The sequence below is a fragment of the Halomonas faecis genome (assembly GCF_010993975.1).
In the GTDB taxonomy this organism is placed as follows: domain Bacteria; phylum Pseudomonadota; class Gammaproteobacteria; order Pseudomonadales; family Halomonadaceae; genus Halomonas; species Halomonas faecis.
Genome location: NZ_JAACZO010000011.1, coordinates 299,159 through 320,424, shown reverse-complemented (window position 1 = coordinate 320,424; position 21,266 = coordinate 299,159). Strand labels below are relative to the sequence as shown.

Here is a 21,266-nt window from a genome sequence, read left to right as displayed (position 1 = left end):
ATGAAAAAGGGACGAACGATCGTATCCGACGATATCGATGCGCCACGGTTGATCCGCATCGCTGCTGCCGTGGTGCTCGACCCACGACAGCGATGGCTTCTGGTGCGTAAGCGGCATACCCGTTTCTTCATGCAGCCGGGGGGCAAGATGGAGGCCAGTGAAGCAGCGGAATCGGCACTCTGTCGTGAACTCGAGGAAGAACTGGGGCTTCGGGTCCAACCCGATCAGTTGACGGAGTGCGGCGTTCGCCGCGCTCCCGCTGCCAATGAGCCGCATCATGAGGTGGAGGCCCACCTGTTTCGACTGGTGACCGATGAGCGTGTCGCGGCGGCGGCGGAGATCGCTGAGATACGTTGGGTCGAACGACGCGAAGCGCTACGATTGACTTTGGCGCCATTGACGCAGGATCTGCTTCTGCACGGCTTGGGCTGATTGCCAGGCATGGGATCGCTGGATACGCCAGAAGCTCAGAGCCGGACTCGTGGACTCCTGGGTGACGCGGTAGGCTCGGCAAGGGTGGGGTGGAATCCCTGGCGTTCAAAGGCCTAGCACGCCACAGCGATACGATGCTCGCCGTTGGGGTGGGGCATGACCTGCATGGGCAGACCGTAGATGGCCTCCAGGGTGGCGTCGGTCATCATTTCCTTAGGGGAACCGTGGGCCAGCACTCGGCCAGTGTGAAGCGCGAGCAGTTCGTCGCAGTAGCGTGAGGCCATGTTGATGTCGTGCAACACGATGATCACGCACAGCTTCAACTCGTCGCACAGCTTGCGGATCAGTGCCAGCACTTCCATTTGATGGGAGATATCCAGCGCGGCCAGCGGTTCGTCGAGCAGCAGGAACTGGCTCTCCTGGGCCAGCAGCATGGCCAGCCATACACGCTGGCGTTCGCCGCCGGAGAGGGTGTCTACCAGACGGTCGGCGAAGTCTTGAGTATGGCTGAGTTGGATGGCTCGTTCGACGGCTGCCGTGTCTTCGGGCGTATGGCGACCCAGCAGGCCGTGCCAGGGATAGCGGCCGAAGCCGATCAGCTCGCGCCCGGTCAGGTTCTCGGCACTGGGCAAATGCTGCGGCAGATAAGCGACTCGGCGAGCGAACTCGCGCTGCCCCCAATCGTTCAACGAGCGTTCGTCGAGCAGTATTTTCCCTTGGCTCACTGGCTGTTGCTGAGCGAGCAGTTTGATCAGAGTCGATTTCCCGGAGCCGTTGTGGCCGATCAATCCGTAGATCTTGCCTTCCTGGAAGCGGTGTTCCACCGGATGGAGCAGACAGGTGTCGTTGACCTCAAAGGTAGCGCCCTTGACCTCGAACATGCTGGGTTCCTTGCACGGAGTGTCGATGCCTATAGGGTAAACGAGAATCGTTGTTCTTATCTACCGAGTGAGCCTTTGGCAACCCTCAGTACGTCATTGCCACCCCAGCCAGCTGCGCAGGCGTTGGCCGGGTGATGGCGCAGTACTGGCGGAAGCACGGTTGACGTTGCCCGAGAGTCGCGTCATGGCTTCCTTGAGAGGCGCCATGATGGCGTCGAGGTGATGGTGACAGAGCTGGCTATCGAGCGAGCCCGGGCACTGGGCGAGCAGTAGGCCGCAGTGATAGATGGCCGTGTCGAGGGCATCCCGGGTATCGGCGAAAGGCGCTGCCTGTTCACGGCAGTTGTGCAACTCCCGCGACAGCATCCCGATCAGGTTGGTGTCGAGCCAACACGGCAGCGAGTCGTTCTTCTTGCCTGCCATGGAGTGCTGAATCGCCTGAAAGGAGACGTGCAGGAAGACGCAATTGTAATAGAGCTGGGAGCGTTCCGTGTTCATAGGGCACCATGACTAATCTCAATGAGATTGATTTTCATTGTGCATGGTGTACGTTGAGATGTCAAATGCCTCGAAGCGAAACGAACGAGACGTTGACAGTCGCTTGCTTTTTAAAAAGAATCATTATTATTTGCTGCGAGAGACGCGGACTCCCTCATGACGGCATCCCGGACGGACGCGCCCATTGTGTATCACACTGGCAGCCGAAGCTCCCTCGGTCAGCTCTACCGGCAGCACCACCCATGGCTGCAGGGCTTGCTGCGCGGTCGGCTGGGTTGCGGCGATACGGCGGCCGACCTGGCCCAGGATGCCTTCCTGCGGCTGCTCAACACGCCTCGCCGCTTCGACAGTGACGAAGGGGCGCGCGCCTACCTCAGCCGCATGGCCAAGGGGTTGTGCGTGGATCACTGGCGTCGGCTCGACATCGAACGCGCCTGGCAGGAAACCCTGGCCGTTCATGGCGAGGCTCGCCTGCCTTCCGTCGAGCACGAGCAGATCGTCATCGAGACGTTGTGCGAGATCGACCGCATGCTGGAGCGGCTTCCCGAGAAGGTGGCCACTGCCTTTCTGGGGTCTCAGCTGCAAGGCAAGCCCTATCGACAGATCGCCGTGGAACTGGGCGTTTCCGAACGTATGGTGAAGAAGTACATGGCCCAGGCCATGCTGCAGTGCGCGCTGATCGAGGCGGGATTCGAGGCGGGTCTCTGACATGGTCCGCAGCGCCTGTTCAGAGGACACGGCCAAGCGCCGAGCGCTGGCAGAGGCGGCCGACTGGTTTGCCGAGTGGCAGGCTGAGGAGTTCTCCCCCACTCAGAGAGAGCGCTGGCAGGCATGGCTCGAGGCCAGCGACACCCACCGCTGGGCCTGGCAGCAGATGGAAGCCGTCGGCCGACGCTTCACCGGGCAGTTGGAAGAACCGGAGCGCCAGACCGCCGCCGGCGTCATCGGTCAGGCTCGCCAGCGGCGCCGCGGTCGGCGGCATCTGCTGGGCGGATTGGCCGGCCTGGCGCTGATTGCGGTACTGGCGGGGGCGCTGTGGCAGATCACGCCGCTGCCGCAGATGGCACAGCGCTGGGGAGCCGATCATCGTACCGGCACCGGTGAAGTCGCACGCATCGTGCTGGAAGACGGTACCCAGGTCTGGCTGAACAGCGCGTCGGCACTCGACGTCGACTATGACGACGCGCAGCGCCGGCTGGTGCTGGTGAGCGGAGAAGTGTTGGTGGATACCGCCAGGGATCCCGAGCGGCCCCTGCATCTCGATACCACGCAGGCCCGGCTGACTCCATTGGGGACTCGCTTCAGCGTTCGGCAGCGTACCGGCGACGAACTGCTCGCCGTCTTCGAGGGCGCGGTGACGCTCCAGCCCCATGAAAGAGACGAGACCGCTGCTTCGCCGGTGGTCGTGCAGGCAGGGCAGCAGGTGGCCTACAGCGCGCGCGACATCGGCACGCCAACGGCGGCAGAGGGCGCACGTGCCGCTTGGGTCGACGGACTCTTACTGGCGGAGTCGATGCCGCTCGACCGGTTCGCCGCTCAGCTCGACGCACATCATCTATCGGTGATTCAGGTCGACCCGGCCGTTGCCGACTTGACCCTGCTGGGCGTCTACCCCCTGCACGACCTGGAACGTACCCTGAGCATGGTCGAAAGCGCGCTGTCAGTGCGCGCCCGTCGCGTGCTGCCCGGCTGGATCAGGATCGAGCCGATCGAGACCCCCTAGACAGAAAAATGTCGCATGCCCGGTTCCCTTTTTGCCGGCTGGTTCGATTCCTGAGTACGAGCTCACGAAAACGGCAGCAAGGGGAACCGATCCATATGATGCTTCACCATTCCGATACCCAACCGCGACGGCGTGCCCGCCCGCGAATGCTGGCACTGGCCATTCACCTTGCAGCGGCGGGGGTGATCGTACAGCCGTTATGGCCGGCCGCGGCCATCGCCCAGCCGACGAGCCAGTCGCAAGTGCGCCAGTACGATATTCCGGCTTGCCCTGTCGGCACGGCGCTCAACCGGTTTGCCGCCCAGTCGGGCATCCTGATCAGCGGTGCCGGCGAACTCGGGGAAGGGCGCCGTAGCCCAGGCCTGCAGGGGCGCTATGACGTGGATGAGGGGCTGCAGCGGCTATTGGCGGGTACGGGGCTTGCGGCTGAACGGGGAAACAATGGCAGTTATCGCCTGGTAGCCTCGAGCCAGTTCGAACTACCGACGCTCAACGTGGAAGCCGATCGGGTACGCGAATCGGCATGGGGGCCGGTGGAGGGGTACGTTGCCACGCGTAGCGCCACTGCCACCAAGACCGATACGCCGATACTAGAGACACCGCGCAGCATCAGCGTGGTGACTTCCGAGCAGATCAATGATCGAAAGGCGATATCCGTGGAAGAGGCCGTGGCTTATTCCTCAGGCGTCAGTGTCGGCGGTTCGGGACTGGATCCGCGATTTGATCAGATCAGGATTCGCGGCTATGCCGCCACCTCGAATGCCGACTATCTCGATGGTATGCGTCAGCCAAATAGTGGATGGCTCTCGTATTTTGCTAGCGATCCCTTCGCTCTCGAGCGTATCGAGATCCTCAAGGGGCCTTCTTCGGTGCTATACGGACAGATCAGTCCTGGTGGAATGGTCAACCGAGTGAGCAAGCGTCCCAGTGAAAAGGCAGTGGAACAGGTCGAGCTGCAGTATGGAAACAATGATCATGTGCAAGGTCAGTTCGATGTCGGAGGGGCACTGAATGAGAGCGGGAGCGTGCTTTATCGCCTAGTGGGTGTCGTACGCAATGCCGATACCGATATCGAACAGGTGACTAACGATGTCGCATTGCTGGCGCCTTCACTGAGCTGGAAGCTGGATGAACGTACCGATTTGACGGTCCTGGCACAGTATCAGGATCGTGAAACCGCCGGATCTCCGCGGCCGTACCAGGCTGGTGACGTTCTCACCGAGTTCTGGTCCGGCGACGAGGATTTCGACAAGCTGGATCAACAGCAGGCATTGCTCGGTTACGAATTCGAGCACCGTTTCAACGATGCCATCCGTTTTCACAATACTCTGCGCTATGGCATGACGGATACGACCAATCAGTACACATCGGCGAGTTCGACGGGAAATGGAAGCGTTCTCGACCGAACCGCTTGGGGGGTTTATGAAAACATGGACTCCGTTACTACCGACACTCGTTTGGTATCAGAGTTCGATACGGGCGTGCTGGAGCATTCCCTGTTGGCGGGGATCGACTATTCCTATCTGGATTTCGATGTCGAGTATGCGATGGGAGCCGCACCATCCATCGATAAGCGAAATCCCGATTATCGGCAGAATATCTCTCGCCCTGATACCGTGCTGACCGATCAACACGGTACTTCTCATCGCACTGGCGTCTACCTGAATGACCAGATCAGCATGGGACGGTGGCGGCTCTCGGCCGGTTTGCGCCGCGACTGGGTCGAGTCAGAAACCATGAATAACCTGACTCAGGAAAAAAGCAAGAGTGAAAGTCATCAGACCACGGGGCAGCTTGGGGTGCTTTACCTTTTTGATTCTGGCTTGGCGCCTTATATTAGTTATGCTCAGTCGTTTCTGCCTCAGAGTGGCACTGGTGCCGATGGCAAGAACTTCGAGCCGACGGAAGGTGAGCAAGTCGAGCTCGGCATCAAGTATCAGCCGCCTGGCAGCCGAACGATGTTGACCGCCTCTGTCTACAATCTGGTGCAAGACAATACCCTGACATCGCTGCCCGGAACCGCATTCAGCGTGCAGAAAGGGGAGGAAACATCGAAGGGAATCGAGATTGAGCTGACTACAGAGGTCATCGACGGTCTCGAGGCGACTGCTAGCTATTCCTTTAACGATGCGAAAGTTACCGAGAGCAACGACGGTGATGAAGGCAATACGCCCACTCTGGTCCCGCGCCACCTGGCCTCTCTGTGGATGGATTACACCGTTGTTAGTGGTTCACTTCGTGGTTTGGGAGTCTCCGGTGGAGTTCGCTACGTGGGAAGCAGTTATGCCAATAGCGTCAATACCGAGAAAAACGAGGGCTATACCGAGATTGGTATTGGAGCGAACTATCAGTTTAGTGGTTCCCTGGAAGGGGTGGAGTTGGGACTGAACGTCAAGAACTTGACGGACGAACGAAACATCGTCTGCGATGCTGTCTATTGTTATCGTGGAGCTGGTAGAGCGGTGATCGGAAGCATCGGTTACCGGTGGTAACTTCACTGATCGTAATGAATCATTCGTGAATAATAGGGAATGTCTATGATGGATTCATCGAAAAGAGTGCCGTTATGAGAGTGTTCGTGATGTTGGTTGCTGCCTTTCTCGGTTGGCTGTTCATGGATAGTAGCTATGCCATGGAAGGCAGTCAGCCGGTGGCATTGTCGGGAACGGTAGAATGGAAAATGAAGGATGATCGGGGCAAAACGTATCGTATCATGATCAGCTGTCCCGAAGGGGACATGCCGAGCTCGGGAGGCTACCCGGTTCTCTATGTGTTGGATGGCAATGCGTACTTTGCCTCGTTTCATTCTGCCAAGCGATCTCAGGAGCGGTTCCGGAATGCGATAATCGTTGGCATCGGTTATCCAGGAGAAGAGCCGCTCAACTTTTTGAGGAGGTCCTACGATTTTTCGCCTCCCGTTTCAGAACAACCTTCGGATCCGCCACAAGGCGGTCAAGATGAATTTCTTGATTTTCTTGAGAGGCGGGTCATGTCTGCCGTAGCCGATCGCTTCACGGTGGATTCGGACCGGCAAGGCTTGTTTGGCCATTCCTTTGGGGGCATGTTTGCCGTCTACGCGTTCTTCACGCGTCCGGAGACGTTCGATCATGTAGTCGCAGTCAGCCCGAGCCTCTGGTGGCAGGACCAGTACCTTCTGGAGCCAGAGCGTGCGTTCCGGGAAAGCGTCGAGGAGGGCGGTGTCGATGCCACCTATAAGAGCCTGGCTTTTATTCTGGCGGAACGGGACTCTCCGCAGGTGAGACAAGATGCTCGGTCGCTCCAGCAACGTTTGCAGCCGCTATCGGCATGGGGGATGCGAAGCAGTGTCCATGTAGAAACCAATAGCAATCACATGTCGGTGCCGTACCAGATAGAGTCCCGCGTATTGAAGGAGGTGCTGTCAGCACGACGGAGATGACTCAAGATGAATCCTTGTGATGCTAATCGTTATCATTTATTGTCGCTTCTGTACGGTCGCTGCTGCCCTTGCCAGCGGAAATGACAACAAGCGATTCGGTGAGTCATGGGCACTCTCAAGCAACCGCAGGGACGAGGCACGGCTTTCGATACCCTCTACAACGAGCATCATGGCTGGCTGAGACGCTGGCTGAGCGCCCGGCTGGGTTGCTCCCATACCGCGGCGGACCTGGCCCACGATACCTACCTACGCGTACTGCGCCGGGGTGAAGCGCCCGAGCCCGGGCAGTCGCGCCGCTTCCTGACGCAGATCGCCAAGGGACTGGTGATCGACCTCTACCGTCGTCGACGCATCGAGGCAGCCTACCTGGAAACCTTGAGCCTGCTTCCGGAGCCCCAGGCGCCTTCACCGGAGGAGCAGGCGCTCACCATCGAGGCACTGATCGAGATCGATGCGCTGCTCCATGGGCTGCCCGACAAGCCGCGCCGGGCGTTCCTGATGTGCCGCCTGGACGGTATGAGCTATCGAGAGATCGCCGCAGCGCTGAATGTGTCGGTCTCTTCGGTAGAGAAGTACATCGCCAGGGCGTTGCTGGTCTGCCACCGTGCCATGAGTGAGCCTTCGTCATGAGCCGCACTTCCGACGATTCTGCCAGAGAGTCCCTCGACTCCGTCGTGCTGGAACAGGCCAGCCTGTGGATGGCCCGGCTATGGAGCGACGATGTCAGCGAAGAGCAGCGCCAAGCCTGCCTGCGCTGGCGGCGCGAATCGCCGGAGCATGAACGTGCCTGGCAGCAGCTGCAGGCCATCGACGGTCGGCTGGCCTTGCTGCCGAGTCATGCCGCGCGCAGCGAGCTCTTCTCGTCTTCTCGCGAGGTTTCGCGTCGGGGCCTGCTGCAGTGGGGCGGCCTGGCCATGCTGCTGGGTGGACTCGGGTTCGGGCTTTCGCGTACGCCCCAGTGGCAGCGGCAGTTCGCCGAGCACGCCACCGGCATCGGCGAGAGCCGCGAGGTAACGCTGAGCGACGGCACCCGGCTGCGCCTGGATACCGACACCGCCCTCGATGTGAGCTTCGATGCCGACCGACGGCGCATCCATCTCCTGAGGGGCGAAGTGTTGGTTACCACTGGAAAAGTCGCGGACGGCCGTCCCTTCAGCGTGGTGACCCGGCAGGGGGCCTCCTTTCCGATCGGTACCCGGTTCAGCGTTCACCAGCGGGCCGATAGCACGCAGGTGGCCGTCTACGACGGGCGCGTGGCGTTGGAGCGGCGCGCCGATGCCGAACGGGTGACGCTGGATGCTGGCCAGCAAGCCGCCATGAACGCCGATGGGGTGACGCCGCCCGAACCTCTGGATACCGCCCGGCTGGCACGTTTCGAGGGCCGGTTGGTGGCCGAAAGCCTGCGGGTCGCCGAAATGGTGGAGATACTGGCGCGTTACCGCCACGGGGTGGTGCGCTATGCCCCCGAAGTGGCCGACCTGCGGGTGAGCGGCGTGTTCTCGCTGCGCGATACCGATCGAGCCCTCGCCAGCCTCGCCGATGCGCTGTCCCTGCAGGTGGTCTACCGCACGCCGCTGTGGGTCACCATTCAACCTCGAGGCCAGGGCTGAAGCGGGGCGGAAAAATTCTCATTGAAGATTGAGGGATTCTCGTTCTCGTTCGGAAGAGTGGGTGCAGACACAGAAAAATGCATCACTCAACGGGAACCTTCATGTCCACACAGAAAGCGCATTCACGCTTCATACGAACGCCTCTGGCACGAGCCATTCAATGCAGTCTGCTGGCCGGTAGCCTGGCCGTTGGCCTGCCAGCGACTGTGCTGGCGCAGGACGCGGCAGGGCAGGGCGCGACTACCCAGCAAAGCTATTCCATCGCAGCCGGGCAGCTCGACACGGCCCTCAACCGTTTTGCCGTCATGGCCGACATCGAGATCGCCTTCGATGCCACGCTGACCGCCGGCAAGCAAACCGCCGGTCTTCAAGGCAGCTATGGTGTGGAGGAGGGGCTGCAACGGCTATTGGCCGGCACCGGCCTCGCCCCAGTGCGCCGTGCCGATGGCAGCTATCGGTTGGAGGTAGTGCCGGATACGGCAGAAATCGAACTGAGCCCCCTCGAGGTGACAGGCGAACGTCAACGAAACCTCATAACGGAAAATACCGATTCCTACACGTCGAGCCGGGCCAGTATGGGGCTGACTGAGCGTTCGCTCAAGGAGACTCCCCAGTCGGTGAGCGTCATCACTCGTCAGCGCCTGGATGATCAAAACCTCACCACCCTCGCCGATGCCATGCGTAATACTACCGGTGTGGTCGTGCGGGACTACGGGCCGAATCAGTACGAGGTGAAGGCGCGTGGTTACGATATCGGTTCCTTCCTGATCGATGGCAGCCCCATCCAGGATTCGGGGAGTGCCTGGGAAAGCAGCGGCCTCTTCGATACGGCACTTTTCGACCGTATCGAGGTGCTGCGAGGCCCGGCCGGTATTCTCTATGGCGCCGGCGAACCCAGCGGTGCCATCAACCTGGCACGCAAGCGGGCCTTGGCCAGCCCCCAGGCCTCATTGGTCGTGTCGGCAGGGTCCGAAAGCGCCTACCGCGGCGTTGTCGATGTCACCGGAGCCTTGGATGATGAGGGGCGGTTGCGCGGTCGTCTGGTTGGTGTCTACGACGATCGCGATTCCTTCATCGATCATGTTTATTTGGATAACCAGATCGGCTACGGCACTTTGGAGTACGACATTACTTCAGACACCACATTGTCTCTTGGTGTAACCCTTCAGGAGGAAGAATTTCGACCACATTCCGGCATGCCTGCCTTCAGCGACGGGCGACTGGCCTACGTCGATCGCTCGACTTTCCTCGGTTCGCTCTGGGATCGCCAGAAGGGTGACGCCCAGCGCTACTTCGTCGAGCTGGAGCATCGTCTCGAAAACGGCGGTGAGGTCACCATCAAGGCCAACCGGGTCGCGCGTGATGCCAGTTTGAAGAAGAGCAGCGAGGGTGTTTTGACCGCCGACCCAGACACCGGGGATTTTGCAGTCCGCCAGATCCGCTGGGATTTGGAGAAAGACGACGACTACTTCGAAGCCCAGCTACAAACTCCCTTTGAACTTTTCGGCCGCTTGCATGAGGTCGTTCTCGGTGCGACCTATCAGAGCAACGAGCTGAGCAACCAGTGGGCCGTCGGGGTGCCCTATATCCTACCGAACAATCTGTTTGATCCCGATCATGAGACTTCCGAGCCATCCGAATTCGCTTCCCCGGGCAGGACACAGCTCAACTCCGAGCAGTACGCGACACTCGGCCAGGTCCGCTTCAGCCCGGTTGATGCCTTCACCCTCGCTCTCGGCGGGCGAGTGACCTGGTGGGAGACGGACAACTTTCTGGGCGGCGAGTCATCCGGGGACAGTGGCACTGAGTTTACCCCGTATCTTGGGTTGATCTATCGATTGAACGATTCTCTCAATCTCTACTCCAGTTATACCGGCATCTTTCAGCCGCAGAGAGCGGTGAGCGTCGACAACGAGCCTCTCGAGCCCCGTGAGGGCGAGCAGATCGAGCTGGGGATCAAGGGTGGGCATGGCGATGGTGCCTTTAACTGGCATGCTGCTGTTTTCCGGATCGAAGATCGCAACCGAGCCTATAGCGACCCCGATAACCCTGGTTTCTCGATCCCGGTCGGCGTGGCCAGGAGTCAAGGCGTTGAGTTAGAGATCAGCGGTAGCCCCCTGCCACGTTGGGATGTTTCCGCCGGCTACGCCTTTACCCGTACCGAGTACGTGAAGGACGACAGCGCCGAAAATCTGACGCTGTCACCGGATACGCCTCGGCACAATTTCAACCTCTGGACCCGCTACCGGTTCAGCGATGATCCCAACCGCGGCTGGCGGGTCGGGGCCGGGGTTAACACGGCCAGTGGAATTTACGCCGATAGTGCCGATTTCCGTCTCGAACAGGGCGGGTATACGACGCTATCGGCAATGGTGGGATACCGAGTCAGTGAACACCTCGACTTCGCCCTAAACGGTGAGAACCTGACCGATAAGACCTACTATTCGACCGTACGCGGTAGCACCAAGCATAACTACTTTGGCGAGCCGCGCCATTTTACCTTGACCATGCAGTATCGCTACTGAGTGGTGGTTGAAGCATCGTTCCGGTTTCGCCGTGGAGGCAAGGATGTTGGCCATTTTCCCTATTGGCCGGGCGTGTCCCTCTGGGCAGCGCGCCCGGCGTCTGCTCGTTGGTATCCGGGCGGTCATCTGCCTGGCCTTGGGTAGCCTGTCGATGCCGGGCCAGGCCGTAGTACCGTCCCCGGTCGCCACCTTCGACTGGACCATCGCCGAGACTCTGCTGGCTCTCGAAGTCTCTCCCGTGGCTATGGGAAACATCGAGGCGTTTCATCGCTGGACTGCAGAAAACTACCTCGATGCGCACATCATCGATCTGGGGGTACAAACACTGCCGAATCTCGAGTTGCTTGGCCTGTTGATGCCAGAATTCGCCTTGCTACCGCCACGGCATCGGCCCTACAGGCGCCGTTTGCATGGCATCTCCAATGGAATTCTGCTGGATTCCTACCCATACCAGGGAAAGCCAGGTGACACCTGGAATGGACTTATCGCTTTCACGAAAGCGCTAGGACGCATAGTGGATAAAGAGCGTGAGGCGAAGACGTTGATAGATGATGCGGAAAAACGCTTGGCTTCACTTTCCGGCCGACTCGACAGTGTCCAGCCGCTGATGGTCGTTCAACTGTTGGATGAACGGCACTTGCGAGTATACGGAAAGAACAGCCTGTTTCAGGCGGTGTTGGATCAATTGGATCTGAAAAATGCCTGGCAGGAAGCTACTAATGACTGGGGATATGCCGTGATTCAGATCAAGACGTTGTTCGAATTTCCCGATGCGATGCTGGTGATCATTCCAGGCGCTTTTCCGGTAGGCATCGAAGACCGTCTCGAGAACAGCGTCATCTGGAGCCGCGTACCCAGCATCGAGCAGGGAAGGGTCGTCGTCCTGCCTTCGTCGTTCTGGTTGGCGGGCGGGCTGCCCTCGGCCATGCGTTTTGCCGAGTCCCTGGTCGACGGCCTGTCGGCCGGTGGCGTTCGGTCCGCCGAGCCCCAGACAGGCGGATGCCAAGACTGTGAATTTCATCGCTAATCGTTTTCATTTAGAATCGGTCTTTCCGATATGCGACCGCCAAAAGGAATGGAACATGACCGACGCTAGGACGCTGCAGAGCACAACGATGCATGGGTCCAGGGAGAGCCGAGCATGATGGGACAGGCAATGCGGGCAGGCTCGCCAGCGCTCGCCTGCTGGCTGTTGAGTCTGCCATTGCTGCTGCTGTTCTGGCTCGGCCTGGAGGCGCAGGGCGGCTTGACGCTGGGATTGAAGGCGCTGGTGTTGCCGTCGTTCGAAGACGTCGATCAACTGCTGCTTCACTATGCCTGGTGGCCGCGCTTGGCCGTGGCGCTGTTGGCCGGGGGAGGGCTGGCGCTGGCCGGCGTGCTGATGCAGCAGGTGCTGCGCAATCCGTTGGCTTCGCCCACGACCCTGGGTGTGGCCTCGGGTGCCAATCTTGCCCTGATGGCATCGACCCTGCTGGCGCCCGGATTGTTGGTGTTCGGGCGTGAATGGGTCGCGCTGGCCGGCGGCGGGCTAGCGGTGGGGCTGGTGTTCATGCTGGCCTGGCGGCGTGGGCTCGCGCCCATCGTGGTGGTGCTGGCCGGGCTGGTCGTCAACCTCTACCTGGGGGCGCTGGCCACCGCTCTATTGCTGTTCAATCACGAGTCGCTGTCGGGCCTGCTGATCTGGGGCGCCGGCTCCTTGGCCCAGAACGGCTGGGACGGCGTGGCGACGCTGTGGCCACGGCTGGTCATCGGCGCGGTCTTGGCCTGGTTCCTCTTGCGCCCCCTGGCGGTGCTGGAGCTGGATGACGCCAGCGCCAAGAGCCTCGGCGTGTCGCTCAAGTATCTGCGCTTCGCCGGTATGGGACTGGCGGTGTTCATCACCGCCAGCATCGTCAGTGTGGTGGGCATCATCGGCTTCATCGGCCTGGCGGCACCCAACATCGTGCGCATCGCCGGTGCGCGGCGCCTCGGCGAGCGGCTGTTTTGGGGAACGCTGCTGGGGGCGGTGCTGCTGGCGACTACCGACCTGTTGCTGCAGAACGTTACGGGCGTGCTGCCGACGCTGATTCCGACTGGTGCGGTAACGGGGGCCCTGGGGGCGCCACTGCTGATGTGGCTGATTCCGCGGCTGAAGCTGCAGGGCAATCGGGCGCCTCAACCGGCTACCGTGCTGGCCAACCGCCACCCGGAACCGAGCCGCTTGGCGACGCGGCTGGCCATCGGCCTGTTGCTGGCGGTCGGGTTGGGCCTTCTGCTGGGGCAGGGGGTGGATGGCTGGTACTGGCTCTCGCCGGATGACTGGAGCGTCATGCAGTGGCGAGTGCCACGGGTGTTGGCGGCGGCGGCCAGCGGGTTGATGCTGGCGGTGGCCGGCACCTTGCTTCAGCGTCTTTCCGCCAACCCCATGGCCAGTCCCGAAGTGTTGGGCATTAGCGGTGGTTGTGCCATTGCGCTGATCCTGGGCATCTTCCTGCTGCCGGCGCCGACCAGCGGCATGCTGGTCGGCGTTGGTACGCTTGGGGCTTTCGCCACCTTGCTGATCCTGGTGGCGCTCAATCGTCATAGCGGTTTCGTTCCCGAGCGCTTGCTGCTCACCGGGGTGGCGGTCAGTGCATTGTTCGATGCGGTGCGCAGCGTGATGCTGGCGGGGGGCGACCCGCGTGGCCAACAGGTCATCGCCTGGCTGGCGGGCTCCACCTATTACGTCGACCTCACCAGCGCCGTGGTGGTGGGCACGCTGGCGGCACTGCTGGCGCTGTGCACGCTACCGCTGACCCGCTGGCTGGACATCCTGCCGCTGGGGGCGGCCACCACCCGCGCTCTGGGGGTTGGCCTCAACCGGGCACGCCTGGTGTTGCTGTTGCTCGTGGCGTTGCTGACCGCCTGCGCCACTCTGGTGGTGGGCCCGCTTTCCTTCATTGGGCTGCTGGCGCCGCACATGGCCAGGCTGCTGGGCCTGTCGCGGGCTCACCATCATCTGCTGGGGGCGGCGCTGGTGGGCATGCTGCTGATGGTGCTGGCCGACTGGGTGGGGCGTCAGATCATCTTCCCCTATGAGATACCCGCCGGTTTGGTGGCCTCGCTGATCGGCGGTGCTTATTTCATGTGGGGGCTGCGCCGGCTGTGACGGCAAATGCGGCGCGTAGGCCGTCAGCGAGAGAGGAGACAGCCAATGACGCAAGTGGCGGAACGTTTCGACGGTTTGAACGATCCGGCCGAGGCGCTGCTGGCGCTCTATCGTCAGCCGCCCCTGGATAATCTGAAGGCGCCGGGCTTCGGCAGTCCCGAGGTGCCGACTCTGTCGGGATCGACGCTACTCGATCGGGAAGCGCTCGATGACGCCTTGAGCCGGTTCTCGGCCTCTTTCGGTGAGGGCGCCGACCGCAAGGCGGCAGTCTCCATCTGGTCGAAATATCACTTGGCCACGGTATCGATTCCTGCACTGGTGGCCAATCTGCTGCTGGGCGTCGAGTTGCCGGTGGCTCTGGGCGATATGCGGGTGGAGGTGGGCGAGAAAGGGGGGACGGTGCGGTTGTGGCTACGCGATGGTGGGCGGCCGTTAGCGTCGTTGGCACCGCAGGTGCGCTTCACGGCGCTGTTCGATGAGCACTGCGCGCCACTCATCGAGGCCCTGGCTGCGCTGTCCGGGCTTTCGCCCAAGGTGTTCTGGAGCAATCTCGGTCACTATGTGGAATATGCCGGACGTACCTGTTCGCGACACCCCGCCTTTGCAGGTTCCGGCGAACCACTGCTGCACTATCTCGAACTGCGTACCCTGCCGGACGGGCGCCGCAATCCCCTCTATCGTCCGGTGCGCTATCTCGACCTGGGCGGCGAAACGCCAGTTCGAGTCCGACGCCTGTGCTGCGTGAAGTATCGCATGCCCGATGAGCCGCTGTGTGGCGGTTGCCCGCTGAAGCCTGAGAATCGCCCGGCCAAGGGTCGTTGTTGAGCGCCCGACTTTTGCAAGGAGGCAGGCTCCATGGAGCTGTTCAGAATCGTTTGGCGTGATTATCGCTGGGCCTTCGTCGGTGTGATCGTGCTCAGCCTGGCGAGCGCCGGCCTTGGGGTTGGCGTGATCGCCTTCATCAACCAGCGGTTGCTCGATGCGTTTGCCGATCCCTGGCGGATATTGCCGCTGTTCCTCGGCTTGATTGTGTTGCTACTGATGGTGACTCTGGCCTCGCAGTTGGCCCTGACCACCCTGGGGCATTACTTCGTTTACCGTCTACGTGGACAGCTGATCAAGCGCATCATGGATACCGATATCGAGCGTGTCGAGCGGATCGGAAGTGCGCGCCTGCTCGCAAGCCTGTCCACCGACGTGAGTTCGGTTACCGTCGCTTTCATACGCTTGCCGGAACTGGTTCAGGGCGGGGTGCTGACAGTGGGGGCGACGCTTTATCTGGCCTGGCTTTCGCCCGCCATGTTGGGCGTAACGGCGCTGTGGGTCATCGTCACTATCCTGATTGGGGTGCGCTTGGTTGCCCGGGTTTATGAGCATATGGCCAAGCTGCGCGATGTCCAGGATCGTCTTTACGCGGATTATCAGTCGGTCATCGAAGGGCGCAAGGAACTGGCGCTCAATCGCCACCGGGCCGAGTGGCTGTATCGCGACGTTTACACAGCCAATGCTGCGGAGTGCCGGCATCATTTCATTCGCGGCGATACCTACCACCTCAGCGCGGTCAACTGGTTCAACATCATGATGTTGGGTGCCATCGGCGTGGTGTTCTTTCTGGCCAACGGTCTGGGCTGGGCATCCGCACAGGTAGCGACCACCTTTTCACTCACGTTGCTATTTCTCAGGGCTCCTCTGATGCAGGCCGTGGGTGCCGTGCCGACGCTGATCAATGCGCGTGTGGCCTTCGACAAACTGAACTCGCTGTCGCTGGCCGATTATCGAGAAACGTTCGATAGCGACTCGAGACGTCACGCCTGGCAGGAGATCGCCCTGGAAGGGGTATCTTATCGCTACCCCGATGAGGAGGCGCGGCCGGGTTTTTCGGTAGGGCCCCTCGATCTGACCCTGCGGCGGGGCGAGGTGGTGTTTTTGATAGGCGGCAACGGCAGTGGCAAGTCGACGCTGGCACGGCTACTCACCGGGCTCTATCATCCCCAGGCGGGAAGCATTCGGGTCGATGGCAGGCCGTTGCAGGGGGCGGACTGGGCGACGTATCGCCAGCACTTCTCGGCTATTTATACCGATTTCCATCTCTTCGATCGATTGATCGGCCCTGCCGGAGAGTCGCCGGATGCTGCCTTGGTGGATGAGTGGCTCACCGAGTTGGAGATGCAGCATAAGCTGGACTTCGACGACGATCGCGTGACCAACGTCAGCCTTTCCCAAGGGCAGCGCAAGCGTTTGGCAATGTTGTTGATGGTCGCTGAGCAGCGCGATCTGGTGTTGCTCGATGAGTGGGCCGCCGACCAGGATCCACAGTTCCGGCGCATCTTCTATCGCCAACTGCTGCCGCGTCTGCGGGCACTGGGCAAGACGCTGGTGGTGATCAGTCACGACGATCACTACTTCGACCAGGCCGACCGCCTGCTGGAAATGCGCGAGGGGCGTCTTTACGAGCTGACAGGGGAGGAGCGCAAGGTCGCCAGCCGTGATGCGGTGGCGCGTGTCGGTCGTCAGGAGTCCGTGTGATGGCGGGTGTGGCGACTCTGCTCGGAGCGTACCAGTGCAGGAACGATGAGTTCGGCAAAGCGTCGTGCCGAGGGTAGGGCACCGAAGCTCCACGTGGGTGGAATGGTGATCAAGGCGTCGTCTCGCATGCTGGTTTGATGCTGCCACAAGGCGCTGTGGCGGAGTTTTTCCTCGACGCCGGTGGGGTAGGGCTCCACCACCACGAGTTGCGCGTCGAGTTCGACCAGCCGCTCGAGGCCGACGAGACTGAATCCCCAGGCATTGGTTTCTTCCTGCCAGGCATTTTCCAGCCCCAATCGGTCCATCACGGCCTGGAACAGCCCATTCTCGCCGAATACCCGCACGTGGCGTGCATCCATGAATTGGACGATCAGTAGCGGTTGAGAGTCATCCGGCAACCGCTCGCTCAGCGTTTCCAGGCGCGATTCGGTGGAAGCGATCAGAGCCTCGGCAGCGTCCGGACGCTCCACCAGCTCGCCCAGAGCACGAGTCAGGTCGAGCATTTCCGTCCAGGTATCCTGGCCAGGGCGGTAGAGAGAGAAGGTTTCCACCGGCGCGATCTGCTCCAGTCTCGGGGCCAGATGGCTGAACATCGGTGAAATCAGAACGCGCTGTGGCGACAGCTTGGCGAGACGCTCCATGTTGGGCTGGGAACGCAGCCCCAGGTCGGTCACGTCATCGGGGAGGCGCGGTTCACCGACCCAGTCGTGATAGTCGCTCACCTGGGCAACGGCGGTCGGCGGCTGGTCGAGTGCGACGAGGGTTTCGGCCAAGGTCCAGTCGATGCTGGCGATATCGTTTGCCGCAGTCGCCTTGGCGGATAAACAGAACGTTAGCGTCAGCAGCGCCAGTGGTAGGCGGATGAAAGGCGACAAGCGGTGATGGATGGCTGGCATGTTCTCGGGCGAGGCCATAGACGGTGAAAGGCCCAGTGTCTGGGCGTTTGAGGGCACTCTAGGGGGTGGCTCGATGAGTGCGGCCAAGAAAAACCGTTGATAATAATGTCGTTTTGCATTATTGCACTGCATTGGCGTTGCTGTCCATGCGGTGCTGGGCGGGGCGGCGCTCTATCCATGCGATTCGTGTCGTAGCATGAAAAAAGCGGCATCCATGGGGTGCCGCTGAAACAGTAAGCCGTTAGCTAGCCATCACGCTCAAGGAGGTACCGCCTGTGCTTGAGTCATGGATGTTAATGATAATCCATATTGTTTATCGAATCAATGGCCAAACCGCCATGTGGCGCTTTCCTTTCGGGGCACCACGACGCCCCTGGGCATGCCGAGCGTCGTGGTGCGTGAAGGGCTAGGGCCGGTGGCCTAGAAGTCGTAGCTGACGCTGGCCTGGACGCTGCGCTCGGCGCCGAAGTAGCAGTAGGTTTCACTCAGGCATGAAGCCACATAGTCTTTGTCCAGCAGGTTACTGGCATTGAGGCGTGCCGATACGCCCTCCAGGCCCAAGCCGCCAAGATCGTAGCCCAGCGTTGCATCCACCAGCGTGTAGTCCGGCACGCTTTTGGTGTTGCTGCGGTTGGCTTGAATATCGGCGTGGTGGCGGATGCCCAGCCCGGCATCGAAGCCCTTTAGCGCTCCCTGAGAAAAGCGGTAGTTGCCCCATAGCGTAGCGATGTGCTTTGGTGCCCAGACGACGTTGTTGCCCTCTTCATCGGCAACGTCGCTCTTCTCGTAAGTGGCGTCCGTGTAGGAGTAGCCGGCCTTGAGGCTCAGGTTGTCGGTGACATGGGTGTGGGCTTCCAGTTCGATGCCCCGTGACTCGGTCTCGCCAACGGCGCGGAACGGATCGGATGGATTGGTTCGTGTTGCGATGTTCTCCTGAGTGATGTCGAACAATGCCAGGGTGTAGTGGCTATCGCTGCCGATGGGCTGGTATTTGAGCCCCGTTTCGACTTGTTCGCCCTCGGTGGGTTTCAGAATATTGCCGTTCTCGTCCGACACACTGTTGGGTGAGAACGACGTGGTGTAGTTGACGAAGGGCGAAATGCCATTGTCGAAAGCGTAAAGAATGCCGGCTCGGCCGCTGAACTGGGTATCGTCGAGGCGCTCGTCGGTGCCCTGGAGGGTGTCCACGTTGTGGATGTCCACCCAGTCGTAGCGCCCTCCCAAGGCAAGATGCCAATTGCCGATTTGCATCTGATCCTGAACATAGATGCCGGTTTGTTCCAGGTCGCGTTCCGCATCGTAGAAAGGGGTGACACCGACCGGTTCAGCACCGTATTCCGGGTCGAAGGCGTCGATGGGGGCCAGACCACCAAAAGACTCACTCCGCAGCGTGGTACGTTGCTGATAGTCGGCGCCCAACAGCAGTCGGTGATCGATGCTGCCGGTGGTCACATCGGCTTGGAGTTGGTTGTCGACCACCCAGGCCTCGAGATCTTCCTGCGCGGTGAGGTAGCCGCGTGACAGCTCGGTTTCGCTCGCCCAGCCGGTCGCATAGGCTTGCTGATGGTCGACATCTGAATTCAGGTAGCGTAACCGCTGTCGAGCCGTCAGCGAGTCGTTGAAGCGGTGTTCGAATTCGTATCCGAACATGCGTTGCGTGCGCTCGAAGTCATCGTGGTCGTCTTCACCCTCGAAGAAGGTATTGTCGATGCGTCGGCCATTGCGATCCACGACGCTGCCTTCATAGGGAAGACCGGCATGGTAGCCCCCTTCGGGATCCTTCTGCAGGTAGGCGTGCAAGGTGAGACTGGTAGCGTCGCTGATATCCCAGCTCACTTGTGGCGCCAAGGCATAACGCTTCTCTTCCACGGGCCCGAACTGCGTGTCGGCGGCACGCGCCAGCCCGGTCAGCCGGAAAGCAACGCGGCGTTCGTCATCGATCGGGCCCGTGAGGTCGAATGCTGCACTGCGCTGTGCGTTGTTGCCGATGCCCAGGCGGACTTCGCCGGCGCGTTGAAATGCCGGGCGCTTGCTTGACAACCCTACTAGCCCCCCGGGGGAGGCGCGGCCATAAAGTACCGAAGCTGGCCCCTTGACGACTTCGATGCGTTCCAGGAAGTAGGGATCGATCGTCATGGAGCTGTAGGAACCCGCATCGCCCATGACCTTGAGGCCGTCTAGAAAGGTATTGCTCACGCTACCATCGGAAAAGCCTCTCAGGACCAGGTAATCGTAACGGTTGGAAGCGCCGATCTGATTGGTGAAGGTACCCGTGGTGTAATCAGCGGCTCGCTGCACCGTCTCGGCACCGCGCTCTTCCCACTCCTCGTTCTCGACGACCGAAATTGCCTGCGGCGTCTCGTTGAACGGCGTTTCGGTCTTGGTAGCGGCTTGGCCGGTAACGGTCAAGGGTGCCAGCTCGGCTGCATCGTTCTGTTGGGCCTGGGTCGTGGCACTGGCGGCCAGCAGGGCGATGGCAAGCGGAAGTCGTCTGGGTGTCAGCATCGCGAAGTCCCATCCTCGGTTAGCGCGGTATGTGTAATAGGAATTATTGCTTTTTGAGAGGCGTGTTGGGTATGCGCAGTGCCGAAATGGCTATGGGAAGTGACGATACCGCTCAGAGACGGGAACTCGGTGGATGGCCGAAGCGCTGGCGAAACGCCGTCGCGAAGTTGGTGGCGTGACGGTAGCCGCAGAGATGTGCCGTTTGCTGGACGCTATAGCCCTCGGCGAGGTAACTGCGCGCCTTGGACAGGCGGCACTCCTGCAGGTAGCCGAAGACGGAGCTGCCGTAGGCGCGACGGAATTTGTCACGCAGTGTGCTGGGGCTCATGGCGGCCAGCTTGGCAAGCTCGGCCAGGGAGTGCGGGTGCTCGGGGGTATCGTGGAGAACTTCGCGCACGGTTTCGAGGCGCTGACGCTCACAAGGGCGCAGCGACCGATCGGCCGGAGAGGCGGCGGGAAGGCCGTGAGCCAGGAGCTGAAGGCTCAGGCCTTCGATCAGCAGCGAGTGGCGAGGGTCCTGGCGTTCCACCTCCAGGTTCGACTGGGCTGCGGTGAGCAAATGGGATGGCAGTTGCCAGGTATGCATCAGCGGCGTTTCACCACCCAGCAGCGAAGCCAGAGCAGGGAATTCCTTGGCCAGCGAGCTCAGCGCCACCGGGCCCAGCGACAGGTTGAGCGTTCTCAGCCGTTGCCCCGGTGCCTGGATGGCGTGCAGCCGCGTATGTTCGCCCAGCCGTGCCGTCATCGCCGAACCCGGGTTGAGTAGGGCATGCCGGTCGCCAAGGCGTACGCCGACCTGTCCTTCCAGCACCATGACCAGGAATAGCGGCGAGGGGCGCAAGGAATCCGATTCGTAGCGATGCAGCACCTCGAGGCAGGAATCCGTCAGCCGCATGTCCGGTCGCAGTTCGAACTCCGTGACGTCGCCGGCGACGACGGCTTCCGGCTGCATGCTTCGGGTAACGGCGGCGTTCGGAAACCGGTAGCGGATGCCGAAACGCCGACCGAACTGGCAGAGGTCGTCGGCGGTGAATGGGCGGGGAGAACGGATGGCAGTCATGACGTACTCCTTTTATGGCCTCCTGATGGGAGGAGTTGCTCCGCCGTGAGGTTGGGAAAACCAGC

General features: G+C 61.1%; 17 protein-coding genes. 12 read left to right on the top strand and 5 right to left on the bottom strand.

The window, feature by feature from the left end:
* Complete coding sequence (locus GFD32_RS06960; protein ID WP_163575832.1) at positions 1-432, top strand: NUDIX hydrolase; 432 nt, start codon at positions 1-3, stop codon at positions 430-432.
* 113 nt (positions 433-545) lie between these two features.
* On the opposite strand, the gene GFD32_RS06955 is transcribed toward GFD32_RS06960, so the two are convergent.
* The gene (locus GFD32_RS06955; RefSeq protein ID WP_163575831.1) at positions 546-1,313 is read right to left on the bottom strand and encodes an ABC transporter ATP-binding protein; all 768 of its coding nucleotides are present in this window, start codon (positions 1,311-1,313) and stop codon (positions 546-548) included.
* A gap of 93 nt (positions 1,314-1,406) precedes the next feature.
* Positions 1,407-1,811, bottom strand: a complete 405-nt coding sequence (locus tag GFD32_RS06950) for a hypothetical protein (RefSeq protein WP_163575830.1) — start codon at positions 1,809-1,811, stop codon at positions 1,407-1,409.
* A 156-nt stretch (positions 1,812-1,967) separates the two neighbouring features.
* Here GFD32_RS06950 and GFD32_RS06945 point away from each other — a divergent pair, with 156 nt between their 5' ends.
* The 11 genes from GFD32_RS06945 (at position 1,968) to GFD32_RS06895 (ending at position 16,740) form a co-directional block, all read left to right on the top strand.
* Positions 1,968-2,519 (top strand): sigma-70 family RNA polymerase sigma factor, encoded by a 552-nt coding sequence (locus GFD32_RS06945; RefSeq protein WP_163575829.1) that lies wholly within the window; start codon positions 1,968-1,970, stop codon positions 2,517-2,519.
* A gap of 1 nt (position 2,520) precedes the next feature.
* Positions 2,521-3,534, top strand: a complete 1,014-nt coding sequence (locus GFD32_RS06940; RefSeq protein WP_163575828.1) for a FecR domain-containing protein — start codon at positions 2,521-2,523, stop codon at positions 3,532-3,534.
* Between the two features lie 95 nt (positions 3,535-3,629).
* The gene (locus GFD32_RS06935) at positions 3,630-6,026 is read left to right on the top strand and encodes a TonB-dependent siderophore receptor (RefSeq protein ID WP_240455563.1); all 2,397 of its coding nucleotides are present in this window, start codon (positions 3,630-3,632) and stop codon (positions 6,024-6,026) included.
* Between the two features lie 74 nt (positions 6,027-6,100).
* Positions 6,101-6,952 carry an alpha/beta hydrolase gene (locus tag GFD32_RS06930; protein ID WP_163575827.1) on the top strand — a complete coding sequence of 284 codons (852 nt, stop codon included), beginning with the start codon at positions 6,101-6,103 and terminating at the stop codon, positions 6,950-6,952.
* Positions 6,953-7,057: 105 nt separating this feature from the next.
* On the top strand, positions 7,058-7,582 hold the full coding sequence (locus GFD32_RS06925; RefSeq protein ID WP_163575826.1) for a sigma-70 family RNA polymerase sigma factor: 525 nt from the start codon (positions 7,058-7,060) through the stop codon (positions 7,580-7,582).
* Complete coding sequence (locus GFD32_RS06920; RefSeq protein WP_163575825.1) at positions 7,579-8,562, top strand: FecR domain-containing protein; 984 nt, start codon at positions 7,579-7,581, stop codon at positions 8,560-8,562. The genes GFD32_RS06925 and GFD32_RS06920 overlap by 4 nt, the downstream gene beginning before the upstream one ends.
* Before the next feature lie 101 nt (positions 8,563-8,663).
* Positions 8,664-11,087, top strand: a complete 2,424-nt coding sequence (locus tag GFD32_RS06915; protein WP_240455562.1) for a TonB-dependent siderophore receptor — start codon at positions 8,664-8,666, stop codon at positions 11,085-11,087.
* 43 nt (positions 11,088-11,130) lie between these two features.
* Positions 11,131-12,114 (top strand): ABC transporter substrate-binding protein, encoded by a 984-nt coding sequence (locus GFD32_RS06910; RefSeq protein ID WP_163575823.1) that lies wholly within the window; start codon positions 11,131-11,133, stop codon positions 12,112-12,114.
* A gap of 114 nt (positions 12,115-12,228) precedes the next feature.
* Positions 12,229-14,214 (top strand): Fe(3+)-hydroxamate ABC transporter permease FhuB, encoded by a 1,986-nt coding sequence (gene fhuB / locus GFD32_RS06905; protein WP_163575822.1) that lies wholly within the window; start codon positions 12,229-12,231, stop codon positions 14,212-14,214.
* A 45-nt stretch (positions 14,215-14,259) separates the two neighbouring features.
* Positions 14,260-15,039, top strand: a complete 780-nt coding sequence (gene fhuF, locus GFD32_RS06900; RefSeq protein ID WP_163575821.1) for a siderophore-iron reductase FhuF — start codon at positions 14,260-14,262, stop codon at positions 15,037-15,039.
* 30 nt (positions 15,040-15,069) lie between these two features.
* Positions 15,070-16,740, top strand: coding sequence for a multidrug ABC transporter permease/ATP-binding protein (locus GFD32_RS06895; RefSeq protein ID WP_163575820.1), 1,671 nt, complete (start codon positions 15,070-15,072; stop codon positions 16,738-16,740).
* Here the strand turns inward: GFD32_RS06895 and GFD32_RS06890 are convergent.
* From GFD32_RS06890 to GFD32_RS06880, 3 genes are all read right to left on the bottom strand, one after another.
* The gene (locus GFD32_RS06890) at positions 16,725-17,636 is read right to left on the bottom strand and encodes an ABC transporter substrate-binding protein (RefSeq protein WP_163575819.1); all 912 of its coding nucleotides are present in this window, start codon (positions 17,634-17,636) and stop codon (positions 16,725-16,727) included. The two genes, GFD32_RS06895 and GFD32_RS06890, sit on opposite strands and share 16 nt — an antisense overlap.
* Positions 17,637-18,056: 420 nt before the next feature.
* The gene (locus GFD32_RS06885; RefSeq protein WP_163575818.1) at positions 18,057-20,141 is read right to left on the bottom strand and encodes a TonB-dependent siderophore receptor; all 2,085 of its coding nucleotides are present in this window, start codon (positions 20,139-20,141) and stop codon (positions 18,057-18,059) included.
* A gap of 112 nt (positions 20,142-20,253) precedes the next feature.
* Positions 20,254-21,201 carry a helix-turn-helix transcriptional regulator gene (locus GFD32_RS06880; RefSeq protein ID WP_163575817.1) on the bottom strand — a complete coding sequence of 316 codons (948 nt, stop codon included), beginning with the start codon at positions 21,199-21,201 and terminating at the stop codon, positions 20,254-20,256.
* Positions 21,202-21,266 lie beyond the last annotated feature (65 nt).